This window comes from Enterococcus sp. LJL90, from assembly GCF_056924355.1.
In genome coordinates this window covers 616,937-642,843 of the sequence record NZ_JBXPBQ010000002.1, presented here as the reverse complement: position 1 = coordinate 642,843, position 25,907 = coordinate 616,937, and the positions used below count along the sequence as shown (strand labels likewise).

Annotated in this window: 24 protein-coding genes; 21 read left to right on the top strand and 3 right to left on the bottom strand. The window is 38.4% G+C overall.

Annotation, left to right across the window (positions count from 1 at the left end; all coding sequences use genetic code 11):
* Position 1 precedes the first annotated feature (1 nt).
* The 11 genes from sclA to AC1Z3S_RS07940 all read left to right on the top strand — a co-directional run bounded on the left by sclA (position 2) and on the right by AC1Z3S_RS07940 (position 10,040).
* Positions 2-1,144: a selenocysteine lyase SclA gene (gene sclA, locus AC1Z3S_RS07990; protein ID WP_461739920.1), complete on the top strand. Its 1,143-nt coding sequence runs from the start codon at positions 2-4 to the stop codon at positions 1,142-1,144.
* Positions 1,141-2,178 (top strand): selenide, water dikinase SelD, encoded by a 1,038-nt coding sequence (selD, locus tag AC1Z3S_RS07985; protein WP_461739919.1) that lies wholly within the window; start codon positions 1,141-1,143, stop codon positions 2,176-2,178. Before sclA ends, selD begins: the two co-directional genes overlap by 4 nt.
* Positions 2,179-2,199: 21 nt before the next feature.
* A complete protein-coding gene (gene yedF, locus AC1Z3S_RS07980; RefSeq protein ID WP_461739918.1) occupies positions 2,200-2,790 on the top strand; it encodes a sulfurtransferase-like selenium metabolism protein YedF in 591 nt (196 codons plus the stop codon).
* Positions 2,791-2,807: 17 nt separating this feature from the next.
* A complete protein-coding gene (locus AC1Z3S_RS07975) occupies positions 2,808-3,065 on the top strand; it encodes a putative Se/S carrier protein (RefSeq protein ID WP_461739917.1) in 258 nt (85 codons plus the stop codon).
* The gene (gene yqeC / locus AC1Z3S_RS07970) at positions 3,053-3,796 is read left to right on the top strand and encodes a selenium cofactor biosynthesis protein YqeC (protein WP_461739916.1); all 744 of its coding nucleotides are present in this window, start codon (positions 3,053-3,055) and stop codon (positions 3,794-3,796) included. Before AC1Z3S_RS07975 ends, yqeC begins: the two co-directional genes overlap by 13 nt.
* On the top strand, positions 3,769-4,590 hold the full coding sequence (gene yqeB, locus AC1Z3S_RS07965) for a selenium-dependent molybdenum cofactor biosynthesis protein YqeB (RefSeq protein ID WP_461739915.1): 822 nt from the start codon (positions 3,769-3,771) through the stop codon (positions 4,588-4,590). Before yqeC ends, yqeB begins: the two co-directional genes overlap by 28 nt.
* Before the next feature lie 34 nt (positions 4,591-4,624).
* Positions 4,625-5,464: a sulfide/dihydroorotate dehydrogenase-like FAD/NAD-binding protein gene (locus tag AC1Z3S_RS07960; RefSeq protein ID WP_461739914.1), complete on the top strand. Its 840-nt coding sequence runs from the start codon at positions 4,625-4,627 to the stop codon at positions 5,462-5,464.
* A complete protein-coding gene (gene gltA / locus AC1Z3S_RS07955) occupies positions 5,457-6,878 on the top strand; it encodes an NADPH-dependent glutamate synthase (protein WP_461739913.1) in 1,422 nt (473 codons plus the stop codon). Before AC1Z3S_RS07960 ends, gltA begins: the two co-directional genes overlap by 8 nt.
* A gap of 517 nt (positions 6,879-7,395) precedes the next feature.
* Positions 7,396-8,163: an SDR family NAD(P)-dependent oxidoreductase gene (locus tag AC1Z3S_RS07950; RefSeq protein WP_461739912.1), complete on the top strand. Its 768-nt coding sequence runs from the start codon at positions 7,396-7,398 to the stop codon at positions 8,161-8,163.
* Between the two features lie 178 nt (positions 8,164-8,341).
* On the top strand, positions 8,342-9,277 hold the full coding sequence (locus AC1Z3S_RS07945; protein WP_461739911.1) for an ABC transporter ATP-binding protein: 936 nt from the start codon (positions 8,342-8,344) through the stop codon (positions 9,275-9,277).
* Complete coding sequence (locus AC1Z3S_RS07940; RefSeq protein WP_461739910.1) at positions 9,270-10,040, top strand: ABC transporter permease; 771 nt, start codon at positions 9,270-9,272, stop codon at positions 10,038-10,040. Before AC1Z3S_RS07945 ends, AC1Z3S_RS07940 begins: the two co-directional genes overlap by 8 nt.
* Before the next feature lie 593 nt (positions 10,041-10,633).
* Here AC1Z3S_RS07940 and AC1Z3S_RS07935 read toward each other — a convergent pair.
* Both AC1Z3S_RS07935 and AC1Z3S_RS07930 read right to left on the bottom strand, forming a co-directional pair.
* Positions 10,634-11,257 carry a DUF6796 family protein gene (locus tag AC1Z3S_RS07935; protein ID WP_461739909.1) on the bottom strand — a complete coding sequence of 208 codons (624 nt, stop codon included), beginning with the start codon at positions 11,255-11,257 and terminating at the stop codon, positions 10,634-10,636.
* A gap of 207 nt (positions 11,258-11,464) precedes the next feature.
* A complete protein-coding gene (locus AC1Z3S_RS07930; RefSeq protein WP_461739908.1) occupies positions 11,465-12,349 on the bottom strand; it encodes a MurR/RpiR family transcriptional regulator in 885 nt (294 codons plus the stop codon).
* Positions 12,350-12,531: 182 nt separating this feature from the next.
* Here AC1Z3S_RS07930 and AC1Z3S_RS07925 point away from each other — a divergent pair, with 182 nt between their 5' ends.
* The 6 genes from AC1Z3S_RS07925 to AC1Z3S_RS07900 all read left to right on the top strand — a co-directional run bounded on the left by AC1Z3S_RS07925 (position 12,532) and on the right by AC1Z3S_RS07900 (position 18,807).
* Positions 12,532-14,391 carry a beta-glucoside-specific PTS transporter subunit IIABC gene (locus AC1Z3S_RS07925; protein ID WP_461739907.1) on the top strand — a complete coding sequence of 620 codons (1,860 nt, stop codon included), beginning with the start codon at positions 12,532-12,534 and terminating at the stop codon, positions 14,389-14,391.
* Positions 14,392-14,418: 27 nt separating this feature from the next.
* Positions 14,419-15,885, top strand: a complete 1,467-nt coding sequence (locus tag AC1Z3S_RS07920; RefSeq protein WP_461739906.1) for a 6-phospho-beta-glucosidase — start codon at positions 14,419-14,421, stop codon at positions 15,883-15,885.
* A gap of 137 nt (positions 15,886-16,022) precedes the next feature.
* The gene (locus AC1Z3S_RS07915) at positions 16,023-16,970 is read left to right on the top strand and encodes an alpha/beta hydrolase (protein WP_461739905.1); all 948 of its coding nucleotides are present in this window, start codon (positions 16,023-16,025) and stop codon (positions 16,968-16,970) included.
* 41 nt (positions 16,971-17,011) lie between these two features.
* A complete protein-coding gene (locus tag AC1Z3S_RS07910) occupies positions 17,012-17,440 on the top strand; it encodes a MerR family transcriptional regulator (RefSeq protein ID WP_461739904.1) in 429 nt (142 codons plus the stop codon).
* Entirely contained in the window at positions 17,437-18,072 is a 636-nt protein-coding gene (locus tag AC1Z3S_RS07905) for an NAD(P)H-binding protein (protein ID WP_461739903.1), read from the top strand. The genes AC1Z3S_RS07910 and AC1Z3S_RS07905 overlap by 4 nt, the downstream gene beginning before the upstream one ends.
* Positions 18,073-18,087: 15 nt before the next feature.
* Positions 18,088-18,807 carry a dihydrofolate reductase family protein gene (locus tag AC1Z3S_RS07900; protein ID WP_461739902.1) on the top strand — a complete coding sequence of 240 codons (720 nt, stop codon included), beginning with the start codon at positions 18,088-18,090 and terminating at the stop codon, positions 18,805-18,807.
* 358 nt (positions 18,808-19,165) lie between these two features.
* Here the strand turns inward: AC1Z3S_RS07900 and AC1Z3S_RS07895 are convergent, their stop codons facing one another.
* A complete protein-coding gene (locus tag AC1Z3S_RS07895; RefSeq protein ID WP_461739901.1) occupies positions 19,166-20,515 on the bottom strand; it encodes an FAD-dependent oxidoreductase in 1,350 nt (449 codons plus the stop codon).
* 319 nt (positions 20,516-20,834) lie between these two features.
* On the opposite strand from AC1Z3S_RS07895, the gene AC1Z3S_RS07890 reads away from it, so the two are divergent.
* The 4 genes from AC1Z3S_RS07890 (at position 20,835) to AC1Z3S_RS07875 (ending at position 25,886) form a co-directional block, all read left to right on the top strand.
* On the top strand, positions 20,835-21,950 hold the full coding sequence (locus AC1Z3S_RS07890) for an MFS transporter (protein ID WP_461739900.1): 1,116 nt from the start codon (positions 20,835-20,837) through the stop codon (positions 21,948-21,950).
* Between the two features lie 272 nt (positions 21,951-22,222).
* Complete coding sequence (locus tag AC1Z3S_RS07885; RefSeq protein WP_461739899.1) at positions 22,223-23,053, top strand: NAD(P)-dependent oxidoreductase; 831 nt, start codon at positions 22,223-22,225, stop codon at positions 23,051-23,053.
* A 725-nt stretch (positions 23,054-23,778) separates the two neighbouring features.
* Positions 23,779-25,254, top strand: coding sequence for an adhesive domain-containing protein (locus AC1Z3S_RS07880; protein WP_461739898.1), 1,476 nt, complete (start codon positions 23,779-23,781; stop codon positions 25,252-25,254).
* A gap of 47 nt (positions 25,255-25,301) precedes the next feature.
* A complete protein-coding gene (locus tag AC1Z3S_RS07875) occupies positions 25,302-25,886 on the top strand; it encodes a WxL domain-containing protein (protein ID WP_461739897.1) in 585 nt (194 codons plus the stop codon).
* Positions 25,887-25,907 lie beyond the last annotated feature (21 nt).

Below are 25,907 nucleotides of genomic sequence, written 5' to 3'. Positions count from 1 at the left end.
GTTGGTTCAAAATGTCTATTTGAATTATGCAGCAACCTCCATTCAAAAGCCGCAGCCTGTCATAGATGAGGTCTGCCGGTATCTTCAGTTTAATAATCAGTTAAACGATAAACGCAGTTACGGTAATCAAGAAGACGAGCTGGTTTTTATTGGCCGCGAAGTTGTCAATGATTTTTTCCACGGTGAAGATTCTGCTCGAGTGATTTTCACAAGCAATGTCACACTGTCTTTGAACATGGTGTTAAACGGCTTGCTTCAACCGGGCGATCATGTAATCACTTCAACTGTTGAACATAATGCTGTCTTAAGACCCCTCTACCTATTAGAGAAAAAAGGTGTTGCTCTCCAGCAGGTTTCTTGCAGTCCTGATGGGCAGCTTTGTTCGCAGGACATAGAAAAAGCCTTTCAGCCCAATACTAAAGTGCTAGTGTTGACTCACGCTTCGAATGTTTTAGGTACCATTTTACCAATTAAAGAATGCTTTGCTAAAGCACAGGAAAAGGGAATTATTACAGTTTTAGATATTGCTCAGACGGCTGGGTTTCTGCCCCTTGATATGCAGGAATTACATGCCGATGTCCTGGCCTTCACGGGTCATAAAAGTTTATACGCACTCTCAGGTATCGGCGGCTTTTTAATTAGCGAGACGGCTGCCAAAAAAATGCAGCCGTGGTTGACTGGTGGAACTGGCAGTCTTTCACACTCAAAAGAACAGCCAAACTTTCTGCCAGATCGATTCGAATCAGGCACCTTAAACAGTATTGGAATTTTAAGTCTGACAAAAAGCATTGAGTGGCTGCAGGAAATTGGTTTAGAGAATATCCAAAAGAAGGAGCAGGCTTTATACGACTACTTTTTAGCTGGTTTGCAGCAGCTGCCCCTAAGGATTTTAGGTACACAGAAAAAAATAACTTCAGTGCCAATCTTATCAGTGGTGCCAGACAAAATGCCAGTGAATGAATTAGGTGACCGCCTTTTTCATGATTATCAAATCGTTACCCGCTGTGGCTTGCACTGTGCGCCAGATGCCCACCAAACTGCCGGCACCTTTGAAACCGGGGCTTTGCGTTTTAGTTTAGGCTATGAAAATACTGAAGCTGAAATTTCCTACACCCTGAAAGCACTGCAGGAGGTTTTAAGATGAATCCAACAAACGAAAATGAAATCAGTATTTTATCTAGCTGTACCTCAGGTGGTTGCGGTGCAAAGTTGGCAGCCAGTGATTTGCATGATGTCTTGCAGCAATTGCCGCAACTAACAAATAAGAATTTGTTAGTCGGCTTTGATAGTACAGACGATGCAGCGGTCTATCAGCTGAATCAAGAAGGCATTATTTCAACACTGGATTTTTTTTCGCCAATGGTGGAGAATCCCTTGCGCTTTGGTCGGATTGCAGCGGCCAATGCTTTAAGTGATGTTTACGCGATGGGCGGAGAAGTGCTATTTGCTTTAAATATGATTTGTTTTCCGCAAAAGCTACCTTTGACGATATTACAAGATATTTTATTAGGTGGTTCGCAAAAAGTACAGGAGGCGGGTGCTGTGATTGCTGGCGGCCATTCAATTTATGATCATGAACCAAAGTATGGATTGGCGGTGACCGGTCGAGTTAATCCGCAAAAAATTATTCATAATAATACACCACAAACGGGCGATTTACTGATTTTAACAAAGGCCCTAGGTGTTGGCTTGGTTCAATCAGCAGTGCGAGGAGGCGTTGTTCAAAATGACGACGAAGAAATTTGTCTACAATCTATGGAACGACTCAATAAATACGCTGCTCAAAATCTCCACGACTTTCCAGTGCACGCCTGCACCGATGTAACCGGCTTTGGCTTATTAGGTCATGCCTTAGAAATGGCGGGCGAACACTTTACGTTGGTCATTGATACGGAAGCCTTACCGTTATTGCCTGGGGCTTTAACCTATGCTGGCGAATATTTAGCGACAGCCGGTGGTCAGCGAAATCGCCAGTTTGTCAAAAATGTTTCGTTAAAAGGTATTGATGCCGCTATGCAGGAAATTCTATTTGACCCGCAAACTTCTGGGGGCTTGTTGATTAGTGTTGAAGCGAAACAAGCTGCTGAATTATTAACTAGTATTCAAAATACTGACCCAGTTGCGACCATTGTCGGTGAAGTTGTCCCCCGAAGCCAGACCGCAATCTTATTGGTATAACTTTTGTGAGGAGGAAACAGTATGGAAAAAATTACGGTTAATATGTTAGGCAAGCCATGTCCGATTCCAGTGATTGAAGCCAAAAAAGCGCTACAAGAGTTAGGTGATAAAGCTGGACTTGTCGAAATTTTAGTGGACAATCAAGTAGCTGTTGAAAATATCAAAAAAATGGCTAAAGGGAAACACATACCAGTTGAAATAAAAGAGATAACCGCTGAAGAATTTATTGTTCTGTTAAAAAAACCGGACTCACATAAGGAAGAAAATCAAGCGTCCTCAGAATTTGTAGTTATTTTTGGGAAACAGATTTTAGGGGAAGGCAATCCTGAATTAGGAAAAATGATGATGCAAAGCTATATCTATTCCTTAACGGAGCTCCCTCAAGCTCCGACACAGCTAATTTTCTTTCATGGAGGAGTCTTTTTAACCAATCAGGACTCGCCAGTTTTAGAGGATTTAAAAAAGTTGGCAGACCGAGGAACAGAGATTAGTACTTGCGGCGCTTGTTTAGATTTTTTTGATATCAAGGAGCAATTGGCAATTGGCGAGATTACCAACATGTATACAATCAGTTTAACTTTAGCTACAGCGGGGAAAGTGATTTCATTTTAAGAAAAGTGGTGAAGAGGATGGATTACTTATTAACTTTTCAAAATGTGCATGGTGTGATGAAGGGGGAAAAGGCTTTACAGGCAATGCCGATTGAAGCAAGCATCATACCACTACCAGTTAGTCTTGGTGACTTATGCAATATGTGCCTGAGAGTAAAACAAGTGGATATTCTAGAGGTCGTCAAGGTGCTAAAAGAAAAAAATGTGCCCCTGCTGGAAGTTTTCAAAATTGGCGGGACTGATCAAGAGAGGGTTTATCAAAAATGGCAGACTTGAGCAATTGTTTTTTGACAGCAGAGAAACAATTCTTCTCAGTCATCGGTAGTGGCGGTAAATCAAGCCTGATTCGTTATCTCGCTGAAGAGGTGCGCCATCAACGGATTTTAGTTTCGACAACTACAAAAATTGCCTACCCGCAGCCGGCAGATTATGACTATTTGTACACAGATTCCTTTAGTGTAAGTCAGCCAGCGCTACCGGGAATTACCATTATTGGCGATGTGTTATTGATGGGAAATCAGCAGAAAAAATTACAAGCTTTGAAAACTGTTGACTTTTCTGCCCTAGCAAAAAAATATGACAAAGTTTTTTTGGAAGCAGATGGCTCTAAACAACTGCCACTAAAAGGCTGGGCTGTTTTTGAACCCGTGATAGTAGCTGACACAACAGCTACTATTGGTGTGTTACCAATCAAAGCGCTGGGTAAAAAAATTTCTGCTGAAATCGTTCATCGGCTGCCTATATTTCTTTCATTAACGGAAACCAAAGAAGGCGAAATTATTACGCCACAGATATTGTCAAAGTTAGTAGAAACTGGACTTTTTCAAAAAGCGCAAGGACAGAAAATTTTGTATCTTAATCAAGTAGAAACGTCAACAGAATTAAAAGGTGCTGAAGAAATTAGCCAATTGCTGAGGAAATCGGCGGCTGTTGATAAAATTGTTGCTGGCAGTGTCAAGGAGCAGACAGGAGTGATTCTATGGCAAAAATCAACGAAGCAATTGTAGTTGTCCGAGGTGGTGGGGACATTGCCACAGGAGTCATCCAAAAATTTAAACGAGCGGGTTTTAAAGTCGTTATTTTAGAAGTTGCTTTTCCATTATCAATTAGAAGATCCGTCGCTTTAAGCTCAGCAGTTTTTAAGCAAAAATTTCAAGTGGAGGATGTTACTGCCGAGCTTATCGATAGTCCAATAGGCTGTCAAAAAGTGTGGCAATCAAATTGCATTCCGTTGTTAATTGACCCTGAAGGAGAAACAATAGAAGTCTTGCAACCATTGGTGGTAGTTGATGCGATTTTAGCCAAGAGAAATTTAGGGACGACTCGTAAAATGGCCCCCATCACAATTGCGTTAGGCCCCGGCTTCACTGCTGAAAAAGATGTGGACGTAGTAATTGAAACTATGCGTGGGCATTCCTTAGGGCGCCTGTATTTCACTGGCGCGGCTCTTCCCAACACTGGAATTCCAGGCGAATTGGGTGGGAAAAGTCGTGAGCGGGTAATTCATGCGCCGGTTGCAGGAACTGTCAAATTGATCTCGCAAATAGGAGATGTGGTCAAAAAAGATGAGCCATTATTTTTTATTAATCAGCAAAAAGTTTTGTCGCCCCTTGATGGTACAGTGAGAGGTTTGATAGCAGATGGCGCAATTGTTTCCAAAGGATTGAAATGCGGCGATGTCGATCCGCGACCAGCCAGGGAGGTTGACTGGCTAACCATTTCAGATAAAGCCCGCAATATTGGTGGAGCTGCTTTAGAGGCGTGTCTTTATTTGGGGCAACAAAGAGGATTGATTGAATAAAGAAAGTAAGATAGAAGAATTGGAGATTAAGAGCATGTTTAAAATCAAAAAAAGTAGTCAACTCTCAAAAAATGAGTTTGACTTTTGGATTGAGGCCCCGTTGATTGCAAAAAAAGCTGAACCGGGCCAATTTATAATTTTAAGAATCGATCAACTTGGCGAACGTATCCCGCTAACAATCTGTGATAGTAATCCTGAAGCTGGTCAAATTCGCATAATTTTTCAAGTGATTGGCAAGTCTACAGCCGACCTAGCTAAATTACAAACTGATGATAGCATTTTAGATGTCTCTGGACCATTGGGGCAGCCGACCGAAATCAAAAATTATGGGACCGTGATGATTGTTGGCGGGGGCGTTGGAATAGCCGCCATTTATCCGATTGTAAAGGGCTTGAAAAAAGCTGGTAATCGGGTAATTACTATTTTAGGTGCGAAAACGAAGGAATTAGTGATTTTACAAAAAGATTGTGAAGCTTATTCTGACGAAGTCATTGTGACCACTGATGACGGGTCGCTTGGACAAAAAGGTTTAGTGACTGAGGCGATGGAACAGGTGATTCAGCGGGAAAAAATTGATTGTAGTTGGGCAATTGGACCAAGCATCATGATGAAATTTTGTACCTTAACAGCTGAAAAATATGACTTGCCAATCTATGTTTCGTTAAACCCGATTATGATTGATGGGACTGGGATGTGTGGCGGCTGTCGCGTGACAGTGGACGGAAGCATCAAGTTTGCCTGCGTAGATGGACCGGAATTTAAAGGCAGTGAAGTGAACTGGACTGAATTTATCAGCCGCATGAAGCAGTATAAAACAGAAGAAATGGCTTGTTTAAGTCCATCTCCAGGAAAGCAGGTGACTCCCCATGGCTAAAAAGAGCCGAACTAAGACACCGATTGCCGAACAAGACCCACAAGTTCGCAGTCATAATTTTGATGAAGTTTGTCTGGGATATACAATTGAAGAAGGGCAAGAAGAAGCTGTACGCTGTTTGCAGTGTCGTAACGCCCCTTGTATTGCAAAGTGTCCTGTGATGATTGATATCCCTGGTTTTATTTTAGCCATTAAAGATGGAGATATGGCTAAAGCTGCTGAAGTTCTAAGCAAGTACACTAACTTACCAGCGATTTGTGGCCGGGTTTGTCCGCAAGAAAAGCAATGCGAGCAAGTTTGTCGACTTGGTTTGGCAAAAAATTATGAACCGGTAGCCATCGGGAAGCTAGAGCGTTTAGTGGCGGATTGGTCATTGGAAAATCAAGATTTTTCTACTGCGCCTACAGCATCTGTTGAAAAACTTGGTAAGGTTGCTGTGATTGGTTCCGGCCCTTCTGGATTAACAGTTGCAGGCGATTTAGCGAAACTAAATTACGATGTGACAATTTTTGAAGCACTGCATGAGCCCGGTGGTGTTCTAACTTATGGCATTCCAGAATTTCGTTTGCCAAAAAGAATTGTAAGAAAAGAAATTGAATCGATTGCCGCTTTAGGTGTCAAAATTGAAACCAATATCATTGTAGGTAAGACTCTTAAAATGGCTGAAATCATGGCGGATTTTGATGCCTGTTATATTTCAGTGGGCGCTGGAACGCCCAATTTTATGGGAATTGCCGGGACTTCTTTGAATGGCGTGTATTCATCAAGTGAGTATCTGACGCGAATTAATTTGATGCATAGCTATGAGTTTCCTCGATATGCAACGCCGATTAAACATTCCAAAAAAGTTGTGGTGATTGGCGGTGGCAATGTGGCGATGGATGCGGCTCGTTCTGCCAAGCGATTAGGTGCTGAGGAAGTGACAGTGGTGTATCGCCGCTCGTTGGAAGAATTGCCTGCAAGAATTGAAGAATATCATCATTCTGTTGAGGAGGGCATTGAATATCAGTGGCTGACCAATCCAGTTGAATATTTAGGCGATGAAGAAGATAATTTAATGGGAGTCAAGTGTATCAAGATGGCTTTAGGTGAGCCTGATGAATCAGGTCGCCGCCGCCCAGAAGCAATTGCCGGCAGCGAATTTATAATTGACGCCGATACAGTGATTGAAGCGATTGGCCAAGGCTCTAATCGAGTTCTTTTGGATACCTTCCCAGAATTAACCTTGAACAGATGGGGTTACATTGCTGCTGATCCTGAAACAGGCCAAACCTCTATTCCCGGAGTTTTTGCGGGAGGTGATATTGTTACGGGAGCAGCGACCGTCATTTTGGCTATGGGCTCTGGTAAAGTCGCTGCTGTTGAAATTGATAAATATATTCAAAGTAAAGCAGCTGTTTTGGAAAATCTTTAAAATATAATATATCGCTTAGAATTGTTTTTTTCCCAAGCCCTGCAAGTAACTGATTTCATAGACTTTTATAATATTTTTCATTTTGTTTTGACTGATAGTCAAAGCTAAAATTCTCTGTCCTTTTCTACATTACAAAAACAAATATCCTCATATAAAGTAAAAAACGAATAACCCATCAAACTACGATTGATGGGTTATTCGTTTTGGTGTTATATCTAGAAATAAAAACTCTTTGATTATTAATCAGGAAATATTTGATTTTCAAATACATTAAATTGAAAAAAAGAAAAGGTTGCTTGTAAACATAAAACTTTTCTCTTGACTTAAAGTGGACTTGAACAGGTATTCTTAAAATAATTCGCAGGAGGAAGAGGTATTCCCCGAAATAAATAAATTATGAAGATGAAACTTATAATTCATTATTAGGGATTGAAATACAGTTCAACCAAACATTAGGCGCAGATGAATGATGAGTACATGAAAACTAAGAAGTAATTTTTGAAAGGATGACAACAAATTGACAAAAAAATATACAGTAATTACAGGGGCTAGTTCTGGAATTGGGCGGTCGGCTGCAATCAAATTTGCTGAATTAGGAAAAAACTTAATCTTAGTTGCTAGAAATGAAGCAATATTGAGTGAGCTAAAAAAAGATTTGGAAGAAAATTTTGACGTTTCAGTTATTGTAAAAAAAGTTGATCTAACTCAAGAACAAGAGGTGAAAGATTTTTATGCCAGTTTGGCAGACTATCAAATTGAAACCTTTGTGAACAATGCTGGCTTTGGCAAGAAAACAACTGTTGATCAAATGGATTTAGAAGATATCAGTGAAATGATTGACTTAAATATTAAGGCTTTAGTCTACTTATCTACAAAATTTGTGGCACAATACAAGGATGTAGTCGGAACAACTTTAATGAATGTTGGTTCTTTGGCGGGATATTCGATTTTTAATGAGTCGGTGGCCTATTCAGCAAGCAAATTCTTTGTCTGTGCTTTCACTGAAGGCTTGGCAAAAGAATTAGAAGTGAATAATCATCCGCTAAAAGTGAAAATTCTAGCTCCAGGGCCTGTTGAAACTAATTTTGAAGCAGTCGCCAAAAACGTTCCAAAAGTTAACTACCAAGAAACTTTTCCCAAATATCATACAGCAGATCAAATGGCTGATTATCTAATTGAACTAATAAACAGCGATAAAGTCTTGGGTAAAGTCAATCGTGATGAAATGACATTTAGTCTAGTGGATGGGATATTTGAAAAAATCGGCTTTGACACTTCAAGATAGTATGTTGGAGTAGCCCTAATAATTTTACTTGTTGTGAGCTAATGGAATCATTAAATAATAGACTAAAGAACTGAATTCATTTGGTTATAAAGTCAAAGAATAATCTGTTAGAATGATACGAACACTGCTTTAGTGGTTTATTAAGTAACAAATGATTTAATAATGAGGAGAAATACGAATGACCTACGCACTTGAAATAGAGAATTTAGAAAAAGAGTATGATACTGGCGTAAAAGCTTTAAGAGGAATTAACCTTCGAGTTGAAAAAGGCGACTTCTATGCTCTTTTGGGACCAAATGGGGCCGGTAAATCAACGACAATTGGCATTATCACTTCACTAGTAAATAAAACATCGGGGAAAGTCAACGTTTATGGATATGATATTGATACCGATTTAGAAAGGGCAAAACAGCAGATTGGTTTAGTGCCACAAGAATTTAATTTTAATCCTTTTGAGACTGTGCAACAAATTGTGGTGAATCAAGCTGGTTATTATGGTGTCCCACGAAAGGAAGCACTAAAACGTAGTGAAAAATATTTAAAACAATCCAATTTATGGGAAAAACGCAATGAACGTGCTCGCATGCTCTCTGGGGGGATGAAACGCCGGCTAATGATTGCTCGAGCATTGATGCATGAGCCGCACCTATTGATTCTAGATGAACCAACTGCAGGAGTGGATATTGAACTTCGACGGGAAATGTGGGTGTTTTTAAAAAAGCTAAATCAAAATGGCACCACGATTATTTTAACAACCCATTATTTAGAAGAGGCAGAAATGCTCTGTCGAAATATTGGCATCATTCAATCGGGGAAGCTGATTGAAAATACTAGTATGAAAAATCTTTTATCAAAATTACAGTTTGAAACATTTATTTTTGACTTAGCTCCATCTGAAAAAACGCCTGAAATAGTTGGATACAACTATCTTTTAGAAGATGAGCTGACCTTAGCGGTTGAAGTGGAACGAAATCAAGGAGTAAATGACATTTTCAGCCAACTCAGCAATCAAGGGTTGAAGGTCTTATCCATGCGCAATAAGTCGAATCGTCTAGAAGAACTATTTCTAAAAATTACAGAAGAGAAAAATCTGCAGGAGGAAAATGATGCTTAGTCTATATTTTACAGCTTTAAAAAGTCTCGCAGTCAAAGAGACGAACCGCTATATGCGCATTTGGGTGCAAACTTTAGTCCCACCAGTGATTACCACCTCATTATATTTTATCATTTTCGGGAAAATGATAGGTGGCAGAATTGGCGATATGGGCGGTTTTTCCTACATGGAATTTATTGTACCGGGTTTGATTATGATGTCAGCTATTACTAGTTCTTATGCAAATGTTTCTTCTTCATTTTTCTCACAAAAATTACAAAAGAATATCGAAGAATTATTGGTGGCGCCAGTGCCACCACATGTTATCATCTGGGGTTTTGTTCTTGGCGGCGTGGGGAGAAGTTTGCTGGTCGGCACATTTGTTACGATAGTTTCCCTATTGTTCGTGCCCCTCAATGTTCATTCATGGGTTATTGTTGTGTTGACATTATTAATGACAGCAATTCTATTTTCATTGACGGGATTACTCAATGGTATTTTCGCACAATCCTTTGATGATGTATCCATTGTCCCAACCTTTATCTTGCAGCCTTTGACTTACTTAGGTGGCGTGTTCTATGCTATCTCAATGCTGCCACCAATTTGGCAAACTATTTCAAAAATCAATCCAATTGTTTATATGATCTCTGGTTTTAGGTACGGCTTTTTAGGTACAGAGGACGTGCCGATAACAATTTCGATTTTGATATTAGTTTTATTCGTTCTGGTTCTTTACACTGTCTGCTATTATTTGATTCGTACTGGCAAAGGGTTGAGAAGTTAATCATCTAGAGCCTTTTTCACTCAATGAATGTTACAAGCAGTAATTTGTAAAAAGCCCACCAGAGTAGAGTTTGGTGGGTATTTATTTGGAAGTAAAAACCTAAATAGATAGTTTGAATATTAAACGATTGAGAATAGTAACTTAATATTACAGTTATAAGGTGAATTAATTTTTAGATTACTTGCATGATTTGTTTTATTTCTTGGAATAAGTTTATAAACGATTGAGTGCATGAAAAAATTTAAAGATTATTGGATACAAAAACTCAAGATTTTCTATAGTTGTTTTAGTTTGCGAGGTACTTAAGCTTCTTGATTTTAAGAATTAAAAAAATGTCTAACAGGAAAGCTTAAACAAAGAGGAGTCAGTCAGACAAATGTCTTACGGGCTTTTCTTTGTAAATTTAGAGTAGTCTAGTTATGCACTGGCTGAGAAAAATAAAGTTGGATTTCAGATCCATTGTGAACTTTTTTTCCTTTTATTTCTACATTGCAGTTTAATTGCTGATACAACAAAATCAAATCACTCAAAGTTGTAAGTGGATTAACTCAGGGTTTCATGTATTATGTCTAATGGTATTAAAAATTTTGAAACTAACCATAGATTAGCAATGTCGCATAGTAAATAGTGGATATGAGGTTCCCCCATCCGCCATAGAATATGACTAAAAATGGTTGTGGAAGATATTTCCACAGGGGTTTTAAGAGATACAAAATTCCAGGTGAAATGAGACTAAAAAATCTGGGATAAATTGTTTTATCAAACATAAACAAGAGGAATAGACCCAAATAGCTGATTCCTATAAAAATAACTGAAATGGAGCCCATCAGCGTGATTGTTGAGACTATTTTTTTCATTTGAAAAGAAGCGTCTTGTTTTCTAATTAACCCAAGATAAATAAAATGAGAATGATAAGCCCCACCGATTATAATCCCTAGGCAATAAGTGGCATAAATTATAAACATAAGATTACCGTTTACTGATTCAACAATCAAGAACAGATGATAAAAACCAAAGCAATAGATAAACGCAGCTACAGGACCTAGGATGCTTCCCAGCTTTAAGCGCCACTCAGGAATTTTTGTCATGATATCTATCACAGGATTTAAACTTCCATCAGATTTATAGGGAGTAGTAACAAAATAAAACAACATATCGCCGGAAAACATAATTAGAGAAGCAAGTAATCCTAATCCTAATGAAACTTCTAAGTTCATTTATTTCAGCCCCTTTTGTCTAGTATAACAAAATTATCAGAGGAAATTGGTTCACTTTAAAGTTCACTAACGACGGATTTCATCTACTCAAATTATTAACATTACCAACTTGCTTTAGCTGGTAGTGTTTTTTTTATTAAGGTTTCATTGAGTATTTATAGGATAAAGTATAAACCTGATAGTTTTTCAAAATGAACTGATGACAACTCAATCTTTTAATTCTTTTTGACCAACCTTGCGTGTTCCTTCAAGATTCCGTGAATTTTCCACTTTATAATTATAATTTCTAAGATAATCTCTTGAAAAATAGCTGGCAAACAATATATTTAGAATAAATAAAATAGATTCTTCTGAAGAGAAGTTGCTGATTTTTTTGTAGAGCCGTTCTCTAGTTGAGATAAATAGTACGGTTTCTATTTCTCTAATAAGATACTGGCCACCATCACTTGTGATGCCAATTAGTGGGACATTATTGGCTTTTAGACTGCCAACGAACTTTAATGGTTCTCGGGATGAATCATTCCCAGAATATGAGATAAAGATGGCGGCATCTTTTTTTGTTAGTGATCGAGAAACCATTCCAAATTCACCGCTTTGGGCAATTTCAATAGATTTCCCAATACTTGCCATCTTTCTTCGGAAAATATCTCCTAATAAGTTATTGGGACTTATACCAAAAACCACAATTCTTGTCGCATTTCGCAAAATAGTGACGGCGGCTTCTAAAGTGGACTCATCTAACTTATCAACTGTGTCCTGGATGCTCTCCATCTGAATGGTCGCAATCTTTTGGGCAGTTTCCAAATAGGTATCTGATTTATCAAAGGGAATATTAGGATCGACATCAGAAAAATGGACTTGTTCGTAATGGATTTCGGCAATCAGCTCTTTATAAAAATCTTTCCATCCCTCAAAGCCTAAGGACTTACCAAAGCGGACTAAAGCCGATTTTGAGGTGAAGGAGCGTTTTGCAATTTCCTCCATCGACAAGTGTTGAATTTCTTTTTTATTTTCTAAAATCATTTCTGCAATGAGCTGTTTTGAGTCTCTTTGCTGTAAAGTATATTCTTCAATTCTTTGTAATAAAGCCATGGATTATCACTCCAAATAAAATTTGTTTCTATTTTACCATAAGAGAGCGTTTCAGTTTGTTTCACTTGAACAGGGTGAATGCAGTTTTTTATGAAACTATGAACCAGAAAGCTTTCAATTGATTGTAAGCGGATACCAGTCTATCTATACTTAACTCATCAAACACACGAGGAGTGAATCCCATGGCTGAAAAATATCATCAATTAGCTGAGGAAATAATGAAAAATGTTGGCGGCAAAGAAAATGTGAGCAATCTAATCCATTGTCAAACACGATTACGCTTTGATTTAAAAGATGATAATCAAGCGAACAAAAGTGAGTTGGAAAAACTATCCGGAGTAGCTGGAGTTATTAACAGCGGTGGTCAATTTCAAGTAGTAATTGGTCCCCATGTCAGCGAGGTCTATGAAGAAGTCAGTCAGTTGCTCGGGGATGTCGTTGAAACGAATGATACTCCATCTGCTAAAAAGAAAAATATTTTCTCAACAGCAGTTGAATTTATCTCGACTTCGTTTAGTCCAATTATTCCAGCAATGGCTGGTGCTGGGATGATTAAAGCATTGTTGGCCTTATTGGTTTTATTCAATTTAGTTTCTAATGAAAGTCAAACGTACTATATCGTTAATTTTATGGCGGATGCAGTTTTTTATTTCCTGCCATTTTTCTTAGCCAGTACAGCAGCCAGAAAATTAAAATGTAATCCTTATCTGGCAATGGCTCTAGCTGGTATTTTACTTCACCCAAATTTTGCGGCGTTGATTGCTAATGGTGATGCAGTTGAATTGTTCTCAATGCCTGTCCGTCTAGTTGGTTATGGCGCTAGCGTTATTCCGATTTTATTGATTGTCATTGTCCAATCCTATATTGAGAAATTTTTAAATAAAATTATTCCCAATGCAGTTAAAATCGTTTTTGTACCTATGTTGACTATTTTCGTAACAGGAATTATTGCTTTAGTTGCTGTTGGGCCTCTAGGATCTTATGTTGGAGAATTAATCGCTGTCGCCTTCAATGCAATTCGAGCAGTGGCTCCTTGGGCACCTGCTGTAATTGTCGGAACATTGTTACCAGTTATGGTAATGTTTGGTATTCATACAAGTATTGGCCCATTAGATGTTATTCAATTAACTTCTGTTGGGTATGCAAATATTTTTGGACCTGGAGCAATGGTGTCAAACATTGCAACAGGTGTGGCAACTCTTGTTGTTAGTATGCGGACAAAAGTTCAAGGAGAAAAACAAGTTGCTTTGTCTTCAGGAATCACTGCGTTGATGGGTATTACTGAACCAGCTTTATATGGTGTCTCTTTGCCAAAAAGATATCCGTTGATTGCTTCCATGATTGGTGGTGGGCTTGGTGGTCTGTATGCCGGCTTAAGTGGTGCTTCAAGGTTTGCGACAGGCTCTTCTGGTTTACCCGCAATTCCATTATACATTGGTGAAGATATTTCTAATGTAGTGAATATTTTGATTGCGATTTTGATTACAGCGGTTGCTACCGCAGTTTTAACCTTTGTTTTAGGAAAATATTTTGAGAAAAAAGCAAATGACGACTCTGAAAAAACGACAGATTCTGTTATTGAAATGTCAGAAATTACTATCTACAGTCCCATTAATGGTGAAATGATGCCATTGGCGGAAGTAAAAGATGAAGCCTTTTCTACCGGTATGTTAGGAAATGGTGTTGCCTTTGAACCAACCGAAGGAAAAGTTGTGGCACCCTTTGATGGCGAAGTCGTCTCTTTGTTTCCAACAAAACATGCGATTGGTCTACGGAGTGAGACAGGGGTAGAGCTGCTGATTCATGTTGGGTTAAATACTGTTGAGTTAAACGGAAAATATTTTGAAGCACAGGTCAGTCAAGGTGACAAAGTTGTTCGTGGTCAAACTTTGTTGACGTTTGACTTAGAAAAATTACGGGAAGCAGGCTATGTTACCCAAATTCCAGTTGTGGTGACGAACACCAATGAGTTCAAAACAGTGGCCCACGAGGATTGTGGTAATAAAGATTTGAACCAAATCATGTTGACCATCGAAGTTTAACAAAGAAAAACTAAAGGAGACTATCTGATGACTTTACCAAAAGATTTTTTATGGGGCGGTGCAACAGCCGCCAATCAAGCTGAAGGCGGTGCTTTATTAGGTGGCCGTGGATTAGCCAATATTGATATGATGCCGTGTGGACCAGATCGGAAAAAAGTTGCAGACGGGACTCTGCCAATGCTGGAATGGCAAGACAATTATTTTTACCCAGCAAAGGTAGCAATTGATATGTATGACCGATATATGGAGGATATCAAGCTATTTGCGGAAATGGGCTTTAAAGTGTACCGCATGTCTTTATCTTGGTCACGAATTTTTCCCAACGGAGATGATGCTGAACCGAATGAAGAAGGGTTACGGTTTTATGAAAATATTTTTAAAGAACTCAAGAAATATCAGATTGAACCTTTAGTTACGATTGCCCATTTTGATGTACCTCTAAATTTAATTAAGGAATATGGTTCGTGGCGTAATCGTAAAATGATTGAGTTTTACGTGAAATACGCGAAAACTGTATTGACACGCTATAGTAACTTGGTCAAGTACTGGCTCACAATCAATGAGATTAATATTTTGTTGCATCAGCCTTTTGTTGGGGCAGGTATTGTCTTCTCTGAAGATGATAATAAAGAAGAGGTCAAGTATCAAGCGGCACATCATCAATTGGTCGCCAGTGCCATGGCGACAAAAATCGCCCATGAAGTTGATCCAAATAATATGGTGGGCTGTATGTTAGCGGGTGGCAATAATTATCCTTATACTTGCCGTCCAGAAGATTATCAAGAAGCAATTAATCGTGATCGTGAAGGCTATTTCTTTATTGACGTGCAAGCTCGCGGTAAATATCCCAACTATGCCTTGAAAAAATTTGAACGTGAAGGGTTGACCATTGTAATGGAAGAGGAGGATGCTGGCATTTTAGCTTCAGCGCCGGTAGATTTCGTTTCGTTTTCTTACTATTCTTCTCGAACAGTTTCTGCCCACGCAGAAGATTATGAACACACCACTGGAAATATTTTTGGTACCATCAAAAATCCTAACTTGGAATCTAGCGAATGGGGCTGGCAGATTGATCCCTTAGGACTAAGAAATTCTCTGAATCAAATGTATGACCGCTATCAAAAGCCGTTGTTTATTGTGGAAAATGGCTTAGGTGCAATTGATACGCCTGATGAAAATGGTTTTATCGATGATGAATATCGAATTGATTATATCCGCAAACACATCAAGGCTTTCACCGATGCAGTTGACATTGATGGCGTTGAATTATTGGGCTACACAACTTGGGGGTGTATTGATTTAATTGCCGCTTCCACCGGACAAATGAGCAAACGCTATGGCTTTATTCACGTTGATCGTGATGATGAGGGGAATGGAACTTTGGCTCGGACCAAGAAAAAATCCTTTTATTGGTACAAACAAGTGATTGAGAGTAATGGTGAAAATCTCTCAAGTGACAAATTAGCGGTTCCTGAATCAGTTACAGTAGCTTGATAATCAACGAAGTGAACAAATCAAATGGTTTGTTCACTTTTTTAATAAAATTTTTTTAGCTATTGACATAGAGTTAACTCTATTAGGTAAAGTAACTTTAACAAGCGACAAAATAACTATTAAAAGGGGAATGAAACATGGCTGAATATGGAAATTATATTTTTGAGCTAGCAAAAAATGTCGAAAGAACAAATGTGAAGTATAAAAATCGCTATGGAATTGAAATTGCTGGAGATGTATACTACGGAGCTGATACTGACTTAAATGAAAAAAATCCGGCAATTATTATTGGAGCCCCATATGGAGGAGTCAAAGAACAAGGTCCAGGAGTATATGCCAATCAATTAGCTCAACAAGGATTTATTGTGCTGACCTTTGATCCGTCTTTTAACGGCTACAGTGGCGGCGAACCCCGTCATGTTTCTTCGGCAGATATTTTTGTTGAGGACTTTAGTGCGGCAGTTGATTTTATTGGAACAAGAGCGTTTGTAAATCGTGACCAAATCGGTGTGATTGGCATTTGTGGTAGTGGTGGTTTCGCTTTAAGTGCCGCTCAAGTAGATGTCCGAATTAAAGCTGTTGCAACAATCAGCATGTATGATATTTCCAGAGCGCAACAAGGCGAAGGACTGTCATTAGAAGAACGAAATCAACAACTGGCAGAATTGGCAGCTCAACGCTACATTGATTTTGAAACTAATCAACCAAAACTGGGACCACGAGGTGCAGCAATTGGCTTTGATGATACGACAGATCCAATCGGACGAGAGTTTGGCGAATTTTATTCGACACCAAGAGGTTACCATCCGAATTCAATCACACAATTTACAGTAACAAGTACTATGTCGATGATGTATTTTCCGATTCTTTCGAATTTGCAAGCAATCTCGCCAAGACCCATCTTATTAGTGATGGGGGAAAATGCCCATTCAAGATTTTTTAGTGAGGATGTCTATGCACAAGCCAATGATCCAAAGGAATTGTATATTGTTCCGAATGCAGGCCATGTAGATCTCTATGATAAACTAGACTTGATTCCATTTAATAAATTGACAGAGTTTTTCAAAGAGAATTTAACGAAATAAATTACTTGGCAGCTAATTCACTGCCAACTGGAGGAAAGCTGATGGCAGAGAGAGAATATCAAATTGGTGAGTTGTCTAAATTATTAGGATTAAGTGTCCATACGTTGCGTTATTACGAAAAGGAAGAGTTAATTATTCCCAGAAAAGGCAATCGCAATATCCGCTACTATTCTGAGGAAGATCGTTTATGGTTAGAATTTCTGATTCATCTGAAAGAGACTGGAATGTCAATTGTTGATATGAAAACATACACTCAGTTGCGCAAACAAACAGATTATAATCCTGAAGTATTATTAGAAATTTTAGTGAAACATCGGGCTGAAGTCATAGAAAAAATTGAGAGTTATCAAAAAAACTTAGCAATTATTAATGAAAAAATTGCGGTTTACGCTGAGGAAGCAGACAGTAATTTGTTTGAACTTTTTAAAACAGAGGAACAAGAGCATTTAAGAAAAGAGGAATCCAAATGAAACAGGTGTTAATTCTTGGTGCAAATGGTCAAATTGCCCGAATAGTTATTGAACGATTGTTAGCTGAAACCGATGATCATTTAACCTTATATCTGAGGAGAAGCGAACGCTTGAGTGAGTTAGCTTCCAAAAGAGTGTCAATCATTGAAGGAGATGTCAATGATTTTGAACAGCTAAATCAAGTAATGAAAAATCAAGACATTGTTTATGCAAATCTAGGGGGTAAATTTGAGCCAATGGCGAAAAATATTGTCAAAGCCATGGAAGAAAATCAAATCAAACGTTTAATTTATGTCACAGGGCTCGGTTTATACCATGAAGTTCCTGGTGAGTTCGGTAGATGGGTAGAAGATACGATTGGGACACCAGTCATGGAGGACACTCGACGGGCGGCGGAAATTATTGAGAACTCCACGATTGATTATACAATTTTACGGGCAGCTTATATGGATAATGACCTTGAGATTGACTATGAGTTAACTGAAAAGGGTGAGCCTTACAAAGGCACAATTATTTCAAGAGCTAGTATTGCGGATTTGATTGTAACGATTATTGAACATCCTCAATTATACCAATTTTCTAGCCTAGGTATTTCAAAACCAAATACGGATGGCGATCGACCAATGTTTTAAATAGGAGGAAAACCGATGACAAAACCATTTATTTTTTGCCACATGTTGATATCACTTGATGGCAAGATTACAGGAAAGTATATGAGCACGCCAGAAGGAGAAGCTGCTGGTGAATATTTTTATCAACTAGCTTTTGGCAAACAAGCTTTTTACAAAAATCAGGGCTGGCTGTCTGGTCGTAAAACAACAGATGATAATTTTACTTTTTATAAAGAGCCAGAGCTACCGGAAACTTTCTCTTCCGTCCCAGAAGGGGATTATTTGGTAAATACCAAAGAGGCTATCTACTATATTTCAATTGACCCTTCAGGAAAATTAGGGTGGCAGCAAAATACCCTTCAGTATCAGGATACAACCGCTACGGTTATTGAAGTGTTAACAGAAAAAGTCAGTGATGCGTACAAAGCCTTTTTACGGAATTTGGAAATTCCTTATCTAATTTGTGGTAAGGAACAAATTGACCCATTGCTGACTGTGGAAAAATTACAACAATATTTTAGCTTAGATTCCATCATGTTAGGTGGCGGTGGCTTATTAAATTGGTCCTTTATCGAAGCTGGCGTTTGTGATGAGGTTAGTTTAGTGGTGGCTCCTGTTGCCGATGGGGCATCTGATAGTCCTTCTGTCTTTGAGAATGGCAATTTAAGTGGGAATGATGCTATAGGTTTTTCGTTAAAGCAAGTGGAAAAGCAAACTGATGGAACGTTGTGGTTACGATATAAAGTGAAGAATTGAAACTAATCAAAGATAAAGAGGCTCACACTTTATAAACTCTAACCTAAATTGAGTGATACATTTCAGTCCACTAACGACAGATTTCATCTACTCAAAATAAGTAACTAGTTCTTACCATACTATTGAGTGAGAGCTAGTATTTTAGACTTATATTGTTGACACCTACAGTCTGTTAAATCAGGTTTTACTTCACAAAAATTTTTAATTCGCTAAGAATAAAGGTTGGAGTTTATGCTTCGGAATTTCAAAAAAAGCCAGTAACCTAGACGAAAATCGTCACGTTACTGGCTTTATTTTGAAGCATACTTTGAAATTTTTAATTTTTTTACTCACTAGTGTCGTCAGGTAAAGCGATATTTTAGGCCATGCGGTTTTCCGTAAACATGTTATCAGGGTCATATTTAGCCTTAACCATACGTAATCTATTCGCGGTTTCCTCAGACCAAACTCGTTTAGTTTCAGCAGCACTAATATCTCTGGAATAGGCACCATATACGCCTTCTGCAATTTTTTCAAATGGCGCAAACAACGGCAGAGCCTCATCAGCGAATTCGTGATTAAACCAAAAGGTGATTAACAGCTCTGCGTTACGATTAGACCAAGCGTTGAAATCACTGCTGACATCATTGACTGCACCACCTAAAGCTCTAAGCTCCACACCATAGACAAAAGGATAATCAAGTAATTGAGTGATTAAATCAATGGTTTCACTTGAAAGCTCCTTGATTAAAATATTTTTGCCATAAGCAGTATTTTTACCTGCCAGTGGAACATGTTCAGGTTTAACAAAATCAGCATACTCCATCACCTGTAAAGATTCTTCGGCCACACTTGCTAAGTCCTTGGTTTTTTTGAAAACCGTTTGGGCAGTAGGCGAATCAGCCCCATACCAGAAATTTTTAACTTGACCGCTGACAGTGTTATCAGCTCCTCGGTTGAACAAGATAATACTAGTCAATTTTCTAGATGAATCAGCGACCCATTGCTGCCAAGCCGGAATGAAATCTTTTAGGTCTTGAATAGAATAGTTGATTTTTTGTACAATTATCGGAACATCAAAATCAGATTGTCGATTGTCAATGACATCTGCTTGGAATAAAAAATCGACTACAACACCAAATTGACCGCCGCCACCGCGGATGGCCCAAAATAAATCAGCATGATTTTCTTGATCTAGCCAGCGTTTTTTACCATCAGCAGTTACAATCGTTGCACCAATAACTTTGTCAATGGTTAATCCAAAGGAACGCAGGACAATCCCCAAACCGCCAGAGACTGCTAAGCCGCCAACGCCTGTATCACCATGGTCGCCACTGGAGATGACTAGGTGATGCGGATTGAGTGTCTGAGCAACCTCACCACAGATGGCACCAGCTTCAATTTTTACCAAACCTTTTGTTTCATCCATAATATGTACGTGATTGAGATTTGAGAGATCTAAAACAATTCCATCATCATTGACAGATGTTGTGGTTAAACCGTGACCACCGCTTCTAACAGAAAAAGGAATGTTCTGAGAAACATTACGATTAATTTTAGCGACAAATTGAACTGCAGCCATCACATCAGCTTCTGTTGCAGCTAACAAAACCAGCTGAGGGTGACCAATTCGATAATCATTGCTCCTTACTTCGTCATAGCGAGAATCATCAGGAAAAATGGCAATCTTTTGCAACTCGATAGGTAAATCTGAAAATTTCACTTCCATTTTGCATCCTCCATCTTGGAAAATTTTCTGTCTCAAAGTATTATGGCATGGCCGCAAAGGAATGTAAAAATCGAAGGCTATAAAATGTATGCGTTTTCAAAAAATTAATAATTGATGTCCTTTTTTTCAGATTGGACCATAAAGCTGGTGGTCTTTATTACAAGTATTATTAAGTGTCGAAACTCTGAGACTTTGAAGTTTTCAACGAATAGACCAAAAAAGTTTTATGAATGGCGAAAATCGGTTTAGACAGGGAGATACCAATTTAATAAAATATTCTGACAACTAGATGAATTTTACCGAAGGGAGTTTCTAAAAAATGGCTAAACTCTTATCAGTCGGGGGTTTGATGATTGCTTTGACCTATGCCTTAGCGCGAATGAGTGCTGGTTTGTTTATGCCGAGTATCGCTCAGTCTTTAGCACTGACTGATTTAGAAATTGGTTTAATCGGATCGTCGGGTTATCTTTCCTATGCTTTTTCGTTGCTCGCTGCAGTTCCACTAATTGACTTTTTTGCGAGTAAAAAAGCCACTTTACTTGCCGGTTTTTTTGCGACAAGCGGATTGTTAGCAATTGGCTTGTCAAGTTCATTCAAGACGTTACTTGTAGCCGTGTTTGTTGCTGGACTTGGTGGCGGCATTGCCTCTGCTGCATGGACACAGATTGTGAAAGAAACGCTCCTCCAAAAAAATCAGAATCAGATGAACACTTGGATTAATAGTGGGGCCAGCTTAGGCTTTGTTTTAATTACCCCGCTAGTTCTGTTTTTTAGAAATCAGTGGCGCCTCAGCTACTTTATGATGGCCTTTTTTGGTAGTCTGATTTTAATCAGTAATTTCTTAGTTATCCCAAACGTTAGCAAACCAAAAAAATTCCAGCTAAATTTTACTAGATTTATCAAACAAGATGCCTTAGTATTATTAAGCGCTTCATTTCTATTTGGATTTGTTTCAGCAATCTACTGGACCTTTTCAAGAGTTTATGTTGCTGAAACAAACTTGCTCGGGGAAACTGAGAGTTTAATTTTTTGGTTAGTGATGGCTATCAGCGGATTTTTGGGTGGATTTTCAGGGAAAATAGCCAACGAATTTGGCCTTAAGAAGTCTTTTCACCTGAGTTTTCTCCTTATGAGCCTTGCAATTTCTATGCTTAGCTTAGCAAACTCTTTGTTGTTGTTTACTTCGGCAGTTCTTTTTGGTGGAATTTATGTCCTTTTGACTGGATTTTTTATTGTTTGGGGAACGAAAATTTTTTCAAAGAATCCAGATGTCGGCGTGAGTTTTTCTTTTTTTGCTTTGGGGATTGGGCAAGCAGTCGGTGTTTTTTGCAGCGGGATATTTATCGAGGCGTTTTCGTATGACTGGGCCTTTTATTTCTACGCAATCATTGGCTGTTTTTCACTATTGATTAAAGTTCCTAAAGAAGCTAGATAGTTTTCTAATTATAGCAGTTTGCTGAATCAGTGAAAGCATCCTTCTACCAAGTAGGGAAAAATACAAAGATTCTAGGTAAGAGCGAAATAGAAAATTCTAAGCTCATATTGTTTAAAATAAGGTCAAGAGGTGTGTCGGTTTATATTGATTGTGGCTAAAAGGGCTGAGTTTGTATCCAAGTCTTATTAAAAATATGGCGAGTCTGGTCATATGGATTGCTAGTTAAAGTAGATCTGTTGTCGTTGCTTGATAAATGACTTAGGAGGAAAAAGATGAACAAGAAATTTCAGAAGCTTGTTGCGATTGAACCCACGCGACTTTTACCCGAAGATGAGAGTCGATTAAAAGAACTAGCCGTTGATAGTATCTTTTATGATAACCAACCTGAAAATGATAATGAAATTATTTCGCGAATTGGCAATGCAGATGGTGTTTTCGTCAGTTTTTCAACGGAAATTTCAGGCAATGTTATTGAACATTGTCCCAATATCCAATATATAGGCATGTGTTGCAGTCTTTATGCGCCAGAAAGTGCCAATGTTGACATCTTAACTGCTGAAAAACGTGGCATTATCGTCAAAGGGGTTAGAGATTATGGCGATGAAGGCGTCAGAGAATACGTGATGAGTGAATTGATTAAATTTTTACAAGGACGTGACCGCCCTCAGTGGAAAACCGAAGTTTTAGAATTAACCGGCTTAAAGATTGGAATTGTCGGTATGGGGACACTAGGCAGTCTAATTACTAATACGTTGCATTTTTTTCAAGCAGAACTCTTCTATTACAGTCGTAGCCGCAAACCAGAGATTGAAAAAGAGCTAAGTTGCACTTATTTACCATTAGCTGAGCTGTTACAGGAGGTTGATGTGTTAATCACTTGTCTCAATAAAAATGTCTGTCTAATTGGCAAAAAAGAATTCGAGTTGTTTGGCTCTGGTAAATTATTTATGAATGTTTCTGGTTCACCTGTCCATGAGATGTCTGCTTTAAAGGATTGGTTGAAAAATCCTAATAATTACGGACTGAGCGATACGATAGAGGGTTTAGGTAAAGAAGTTAGTGACTTTCCAAATGTTTTTACTGGAAAAAACATGCCGGTATGACTTTCCAAGCAAAAGCAAGGTTAGGGCAAAGGGTAGTATTGAATGCAGAGGAGTTTTTAGCCCAAGGAAAATGATGAAAAGCTTTGAATTATTATTGGATTGATGATTCAGTAGACAATAATGGAATTAGAAAAATACGGCAGCCTTCAAAATAATATGCCTTCAGTAAAAGTAGTCTTACTCACAATTTGATTTTCAAGTTGTTTAGTTTTTAGTCCTTTGCCTTTGCTCAAACAAAAGGATTTACAAAACCAATTACTTTTTTAGCCCACTATTAATAGCCTTCACGATTATCTTATTAAAATAATTTTTTCATTTTAAGCTCGCCAAATAGGTGGGCTTTTTTTTGCTAACTAAATCTTGAATTAAGACTAATAGATGAGAGGAAATTTAGATTTTTCCTCGGTAAACTTCACTATCTATCGAAATCTATGACAAGCAATGAATAAACTGCTCTCATTCTAGTAAAAAATGTTCTCCACATCAACGAACTTATTATAAAAATAACTCAGCTCATTTTTGTTTAAAAAATAAAAAAAATTGAAGAATTATTTTACTATCGTAAAAAAATAGTGTATAAAGCGGAGGTTTCGGCTCCTCTCAGTCCTTTGAAATAATATCTTAAAAAGAAAATTAATAAAAGAAAGGCATTAATTTTGTTCATAAAAGCAAAATGTTTTAAATTTGATGTGTAAAAAAACAACAGTTATGCAAAGGTGGCGCTCATGGAAACTCAACGGCGATTTGAAAAAATTTTTTCCTCCAAAAGAAAAAGGCTCTATGCAATCAGCTTAATGATTTTCAGCATTTTGGGGGCCATCTTTGCTCAACTGTTTTTCGTAGAGCGGGCCGAAGCCGCGATTGCGGATATTGAAATTCTTGCAAACGTTAACACTGATAATAGCAGTCAGACAACTAGTGACAATCGATGGCCGACAACATCAACAAGGGAGGTGACCTTTCAAATTCGGGGTGGCGGCCTTGGAAATATTTCAACACTTTTGACTGGACCTAAGACGGCTGTTTTGGTAATCCCCGCTAATTTAGCAGGGGAAGTAAGTCCATTGGGGAATGCTGTGATTGAAACAAATTTAACAGTGGACTTACGGAATATTAGTTTACTGACAAATCTTTTTTCGGCAATTGATAATTTATTAAAAGTTTTAGTAGATATTGTCAACGGTGTTTTTGGTACATTGGTCGGGGTCAATTTAAATCTCGATGAGGTTTATCAACAGCTGGGGCTTTTAGATAGTCTGGAAAGTTTACCAAATCAAAGCTTCACTGAGCAATTGAACCTCAGTCAAAATAATCAAGTAATGAGTGTCAATTTGGATAATGGCATTGGCAAAATTTTAGCGGACAATTTAAAGGGGATATTACAAAATCTTTCCAGTGCTGTCGGTGCTTTATCTGCTGAAGGCAGCGGCTTGGTGTCAAATACTGTTGCTCTTTTAATCAACACAGCATTGGCACCAGTCAAATTAGCTTTAACGGGAGCCATTGCTGCGGTACTACCATTATTAGAACTCGGCGGTTCGTTAGTTGGGGTATTGGCCGATGCTTCTTTGCTGGGAGATACGACGGTGACAATGGGTACAGAAATTGAGGCCCTGCCAAATGCAGCAGCAGATTTGGATGCTGAATTTTTCGGAACGGTTGTGAAATCGCAAGTGTTGGATATCGACATTTTGAAAAACAGCTCAGGAATTTCATCTATTTATTATTTAGGAGAAAGGTTTGAACTTGCACAAGAATTGTTGCCGACACGATTTGATTTTGGTTCCCACCCTATTCAAACAATCGCCGACGAGACTTTTCATATTACTGAAGGCTTGGGAGCCTTTCAGGTGGAGGATACGCGAACTATCACAAAAGACTGGAGTATGAAAGTCAGTCAGATAAATAATTGGAGTGATACGTCGGAAAATCAACTCAGAAATACTAGGATGACACTGTACGGTGGTCCGGTCATAACGGATTTTTCTGACGGCAACATTATTCATCATTTTGAAAATGGGCTGACAATCCAACCTAACGAGCAACAGACTCTTTTTTCTGTTAAAGAAATCAATTCTGCAGGAACAGTCACAATTCCTTTGGTCCGAGCCGAACTTTTTATTCCTAAAGACACACCAAGAAATGCCACTAGTTATGAAACAACACTTGTCTGGACATTATCAGAAACACCAACCTCATAAAACAAGTGATCACAATAAATTAAAAATAAATTTTAGGAGCGAAAGAAATGAAAGTAAATAAGTGGTTTTTATTAAGTCTCATCGGAGCAGTCAGCGTGGCTTTGCCTGCTGTAGCTTATGCGGATACTGACACGGAAGCAGTGGTCCGCTATACAGACGGCGGAATCAACTTTGATCCGGCTGATCCTGAGAGCGGAACAACACAATTGCCGACAAATATTGACTTTGGTAGCCAAACATTGCAAACCGCACAGGCTGAAAACTTAACAGCGACAAATCAAGAAGGTTCTACCACAACAGGCGGTGTAGCTGTTAGTGATAATCGGGAAACGCCAACTGGCTGGCATGTCAAAGTTAATCAACTTGCACAATTTCAAAATGCTGACAGTCAGTCTCTAGAAAATGCTGCTTTAACAATTCGCACGGGCTCAATTTACAATAATATTGGTCAGCAACTGAGCGGAGCAGAACAAGAAAATCAGAACCATGCTCTTACAATCAATGAAGATTTAATTATTTTAGAGGCCGCAGCTGGAGAAGGAAAAGGTGAAACAAGTTTAGCTTTAGCAGGATTTGATTTAGCTGTTCCTGCTAATATTAAAAAAGTGCAACTCAGTATGGGACCACCTTAAATTGGATTTTTTCGGATTCCC

Excerpts from the sequence above, each read along its gene's own strand:
- AC1Z3S_RS07930 (WP_461739908.1), bottom strand. The coding sequence starts at position 12,349 with ATGGCTTTATTACAAAGAATTGAAGAATATACTTTACAGCAAAGAGAC.
- AC1Z3S_RS07925 (WP_461739907.1), top strand. The coding sequence starts at position 12,532 with ATGGCTGAAAAATATCATCAATTAGCTGAGGAAATAATGAAAAATGTT.
- selD (WP_461739919.1), top strand. The coding sequence starts at position 1,141 with ATGAATCCAACAAACGAAAATGAAATCAGTATTTTATCTAGCTGTACC.
- AC1Z3S_RS07880 (WP_461739898.1), top strand. The coding sequence starts at position 23,779 with ATGGAAACTCAACGGCGATTTGAAAAAATTTTTTCCTCCAAAAGAAAA.
- AC1Z3S_RS07960 (WP_461739914.1), top strand. The coding sequence starts at position 4,625 with ATGTTTAAAATCAAAAAAAGTAGTCAACTCTCAAAAAATGAGTTTGAC.
- AC1Z3S_RS07890 (WP_461739900.1), top strand. The coding sequence starts at position 20,835 with ATGGCTAAACTCTTATCAGTCGGGGGTTTGATGATTGCTTTGACCTAT.
- AC1Z3S_RS07975 (WP_461739917.1), top strand. The coding sequence starts at position 2,808 with ATGGATTACTTATTAACTTTTCAAAATGTGCATGGTGTGATGAAGGGG.
- AC1Z3S_RS07905 (WP_461739903.1), top strand. The coding sequence starts at position 17,437 with ATGAAACAGGTGTTAATTCTTGGTGCAAATGGTCAAATTGCCCGAATA.
- AC1Z3S_RS07940 (WP_461739910.1), top strand. The coding sequence starts at position 9,270 with ATGCTTAGTCTATATTTTACAGCTTTAAAAAGTCTCGCAGTCAAAGAG.
- AC1Z3S_RS07920 (WP_461739906.1), top strand. The coding sequence starts at position 14,419 with ATGACTTTACCAAAAGATTTTTTATGGGGCGGTGCAACAGCCGCCAAT.
- yqeC (WP_461739916.1), top strand. The coding sequence starts at position 3,053 with ATGGCAGACTTGAGCAATTGTTTTTTGACAGCAGAGAAACAATTCTTC.
- gltA (WP_461739913.1), top strand. The coding sequence starts at position 5,457 with ATGGCTAAAAAGAGCCGAACTAAGACACCGATTGCCGAACAAGACCCA.
- yqeB (WP_461739915.1), top strand. The coding sequence starts at position 3,769 with ATGGCAAAAATCAACGAAGCAATTGTAGTTGTCCGAGGTGGTGGGGAC.
- AC1Z3S_RS07910 (WP_461739904.1), top strand. The coding sequence starts at position 17,012 with ATGGCAGAGAGAGAATATCAAATTGGTGAGTTGTCTAAATTATTAGGA.
- AC1Z3S_RS07935 (WP_461739909.1), bottom strand. The coding sequence starts at position 11,257 with ATGAACTTAGAAGTTTCATTAGGATTAGGATTACTTGCTTCTCTAATT.
- AC1Z3S_RS07895 (WP_461739901.1), bottom strand. The coding sequence starts at position 20,515 with ATGGAAGTGAAATTTTCAGATTTACCTATCGAGTTGCAAAAGATTGCC.
- yedF (WP_461739918.1), top strand. The coding sequence starts at position 2,200 with ATGGAAAAAATTACGGTTAATATGTTAGGCAAGCCATGTCCGATTCCA.
- AC1Z3S_RS07885 (WP_461739899.1), top strand. The coding sequence starts at position 22,223 with ATGAACAAGAAATTTCAGAAGCTTGTTGCGATTGAACCCACGCGACTT.
- AC1Z3S_RS07875 (WP_461739897.1), top strand. The coding sequence starts at position 25,302 with ATGAAAGTAAATAAGTGGTTTTTATTAAGTCTCATCGGAGCAGTCAGC.
- AC1Z3S_RS07915 (WP_461739905.1), top strand. The coding sequence starts at position 16,023 with ATGGCTGAATATGGAAATTATATTTTTGAGCTAGCAAAAAATGTCGAA.
- AC1Z3S_RS07900 (WP_461739902.1), top strand. The coding sequence starts at position 18,088 with ATGACAAAACCATTTATTTTTTGCCACATGTTGATATCACTTGATGGC.
- AC1Z3S_RS07945 (WP_461739911.1), top strand. The coding sequence starts at position 8,342 with ATGACCTACGCACTTGAAATAGAGAATTTAGAAAAAGAGTATGATACT.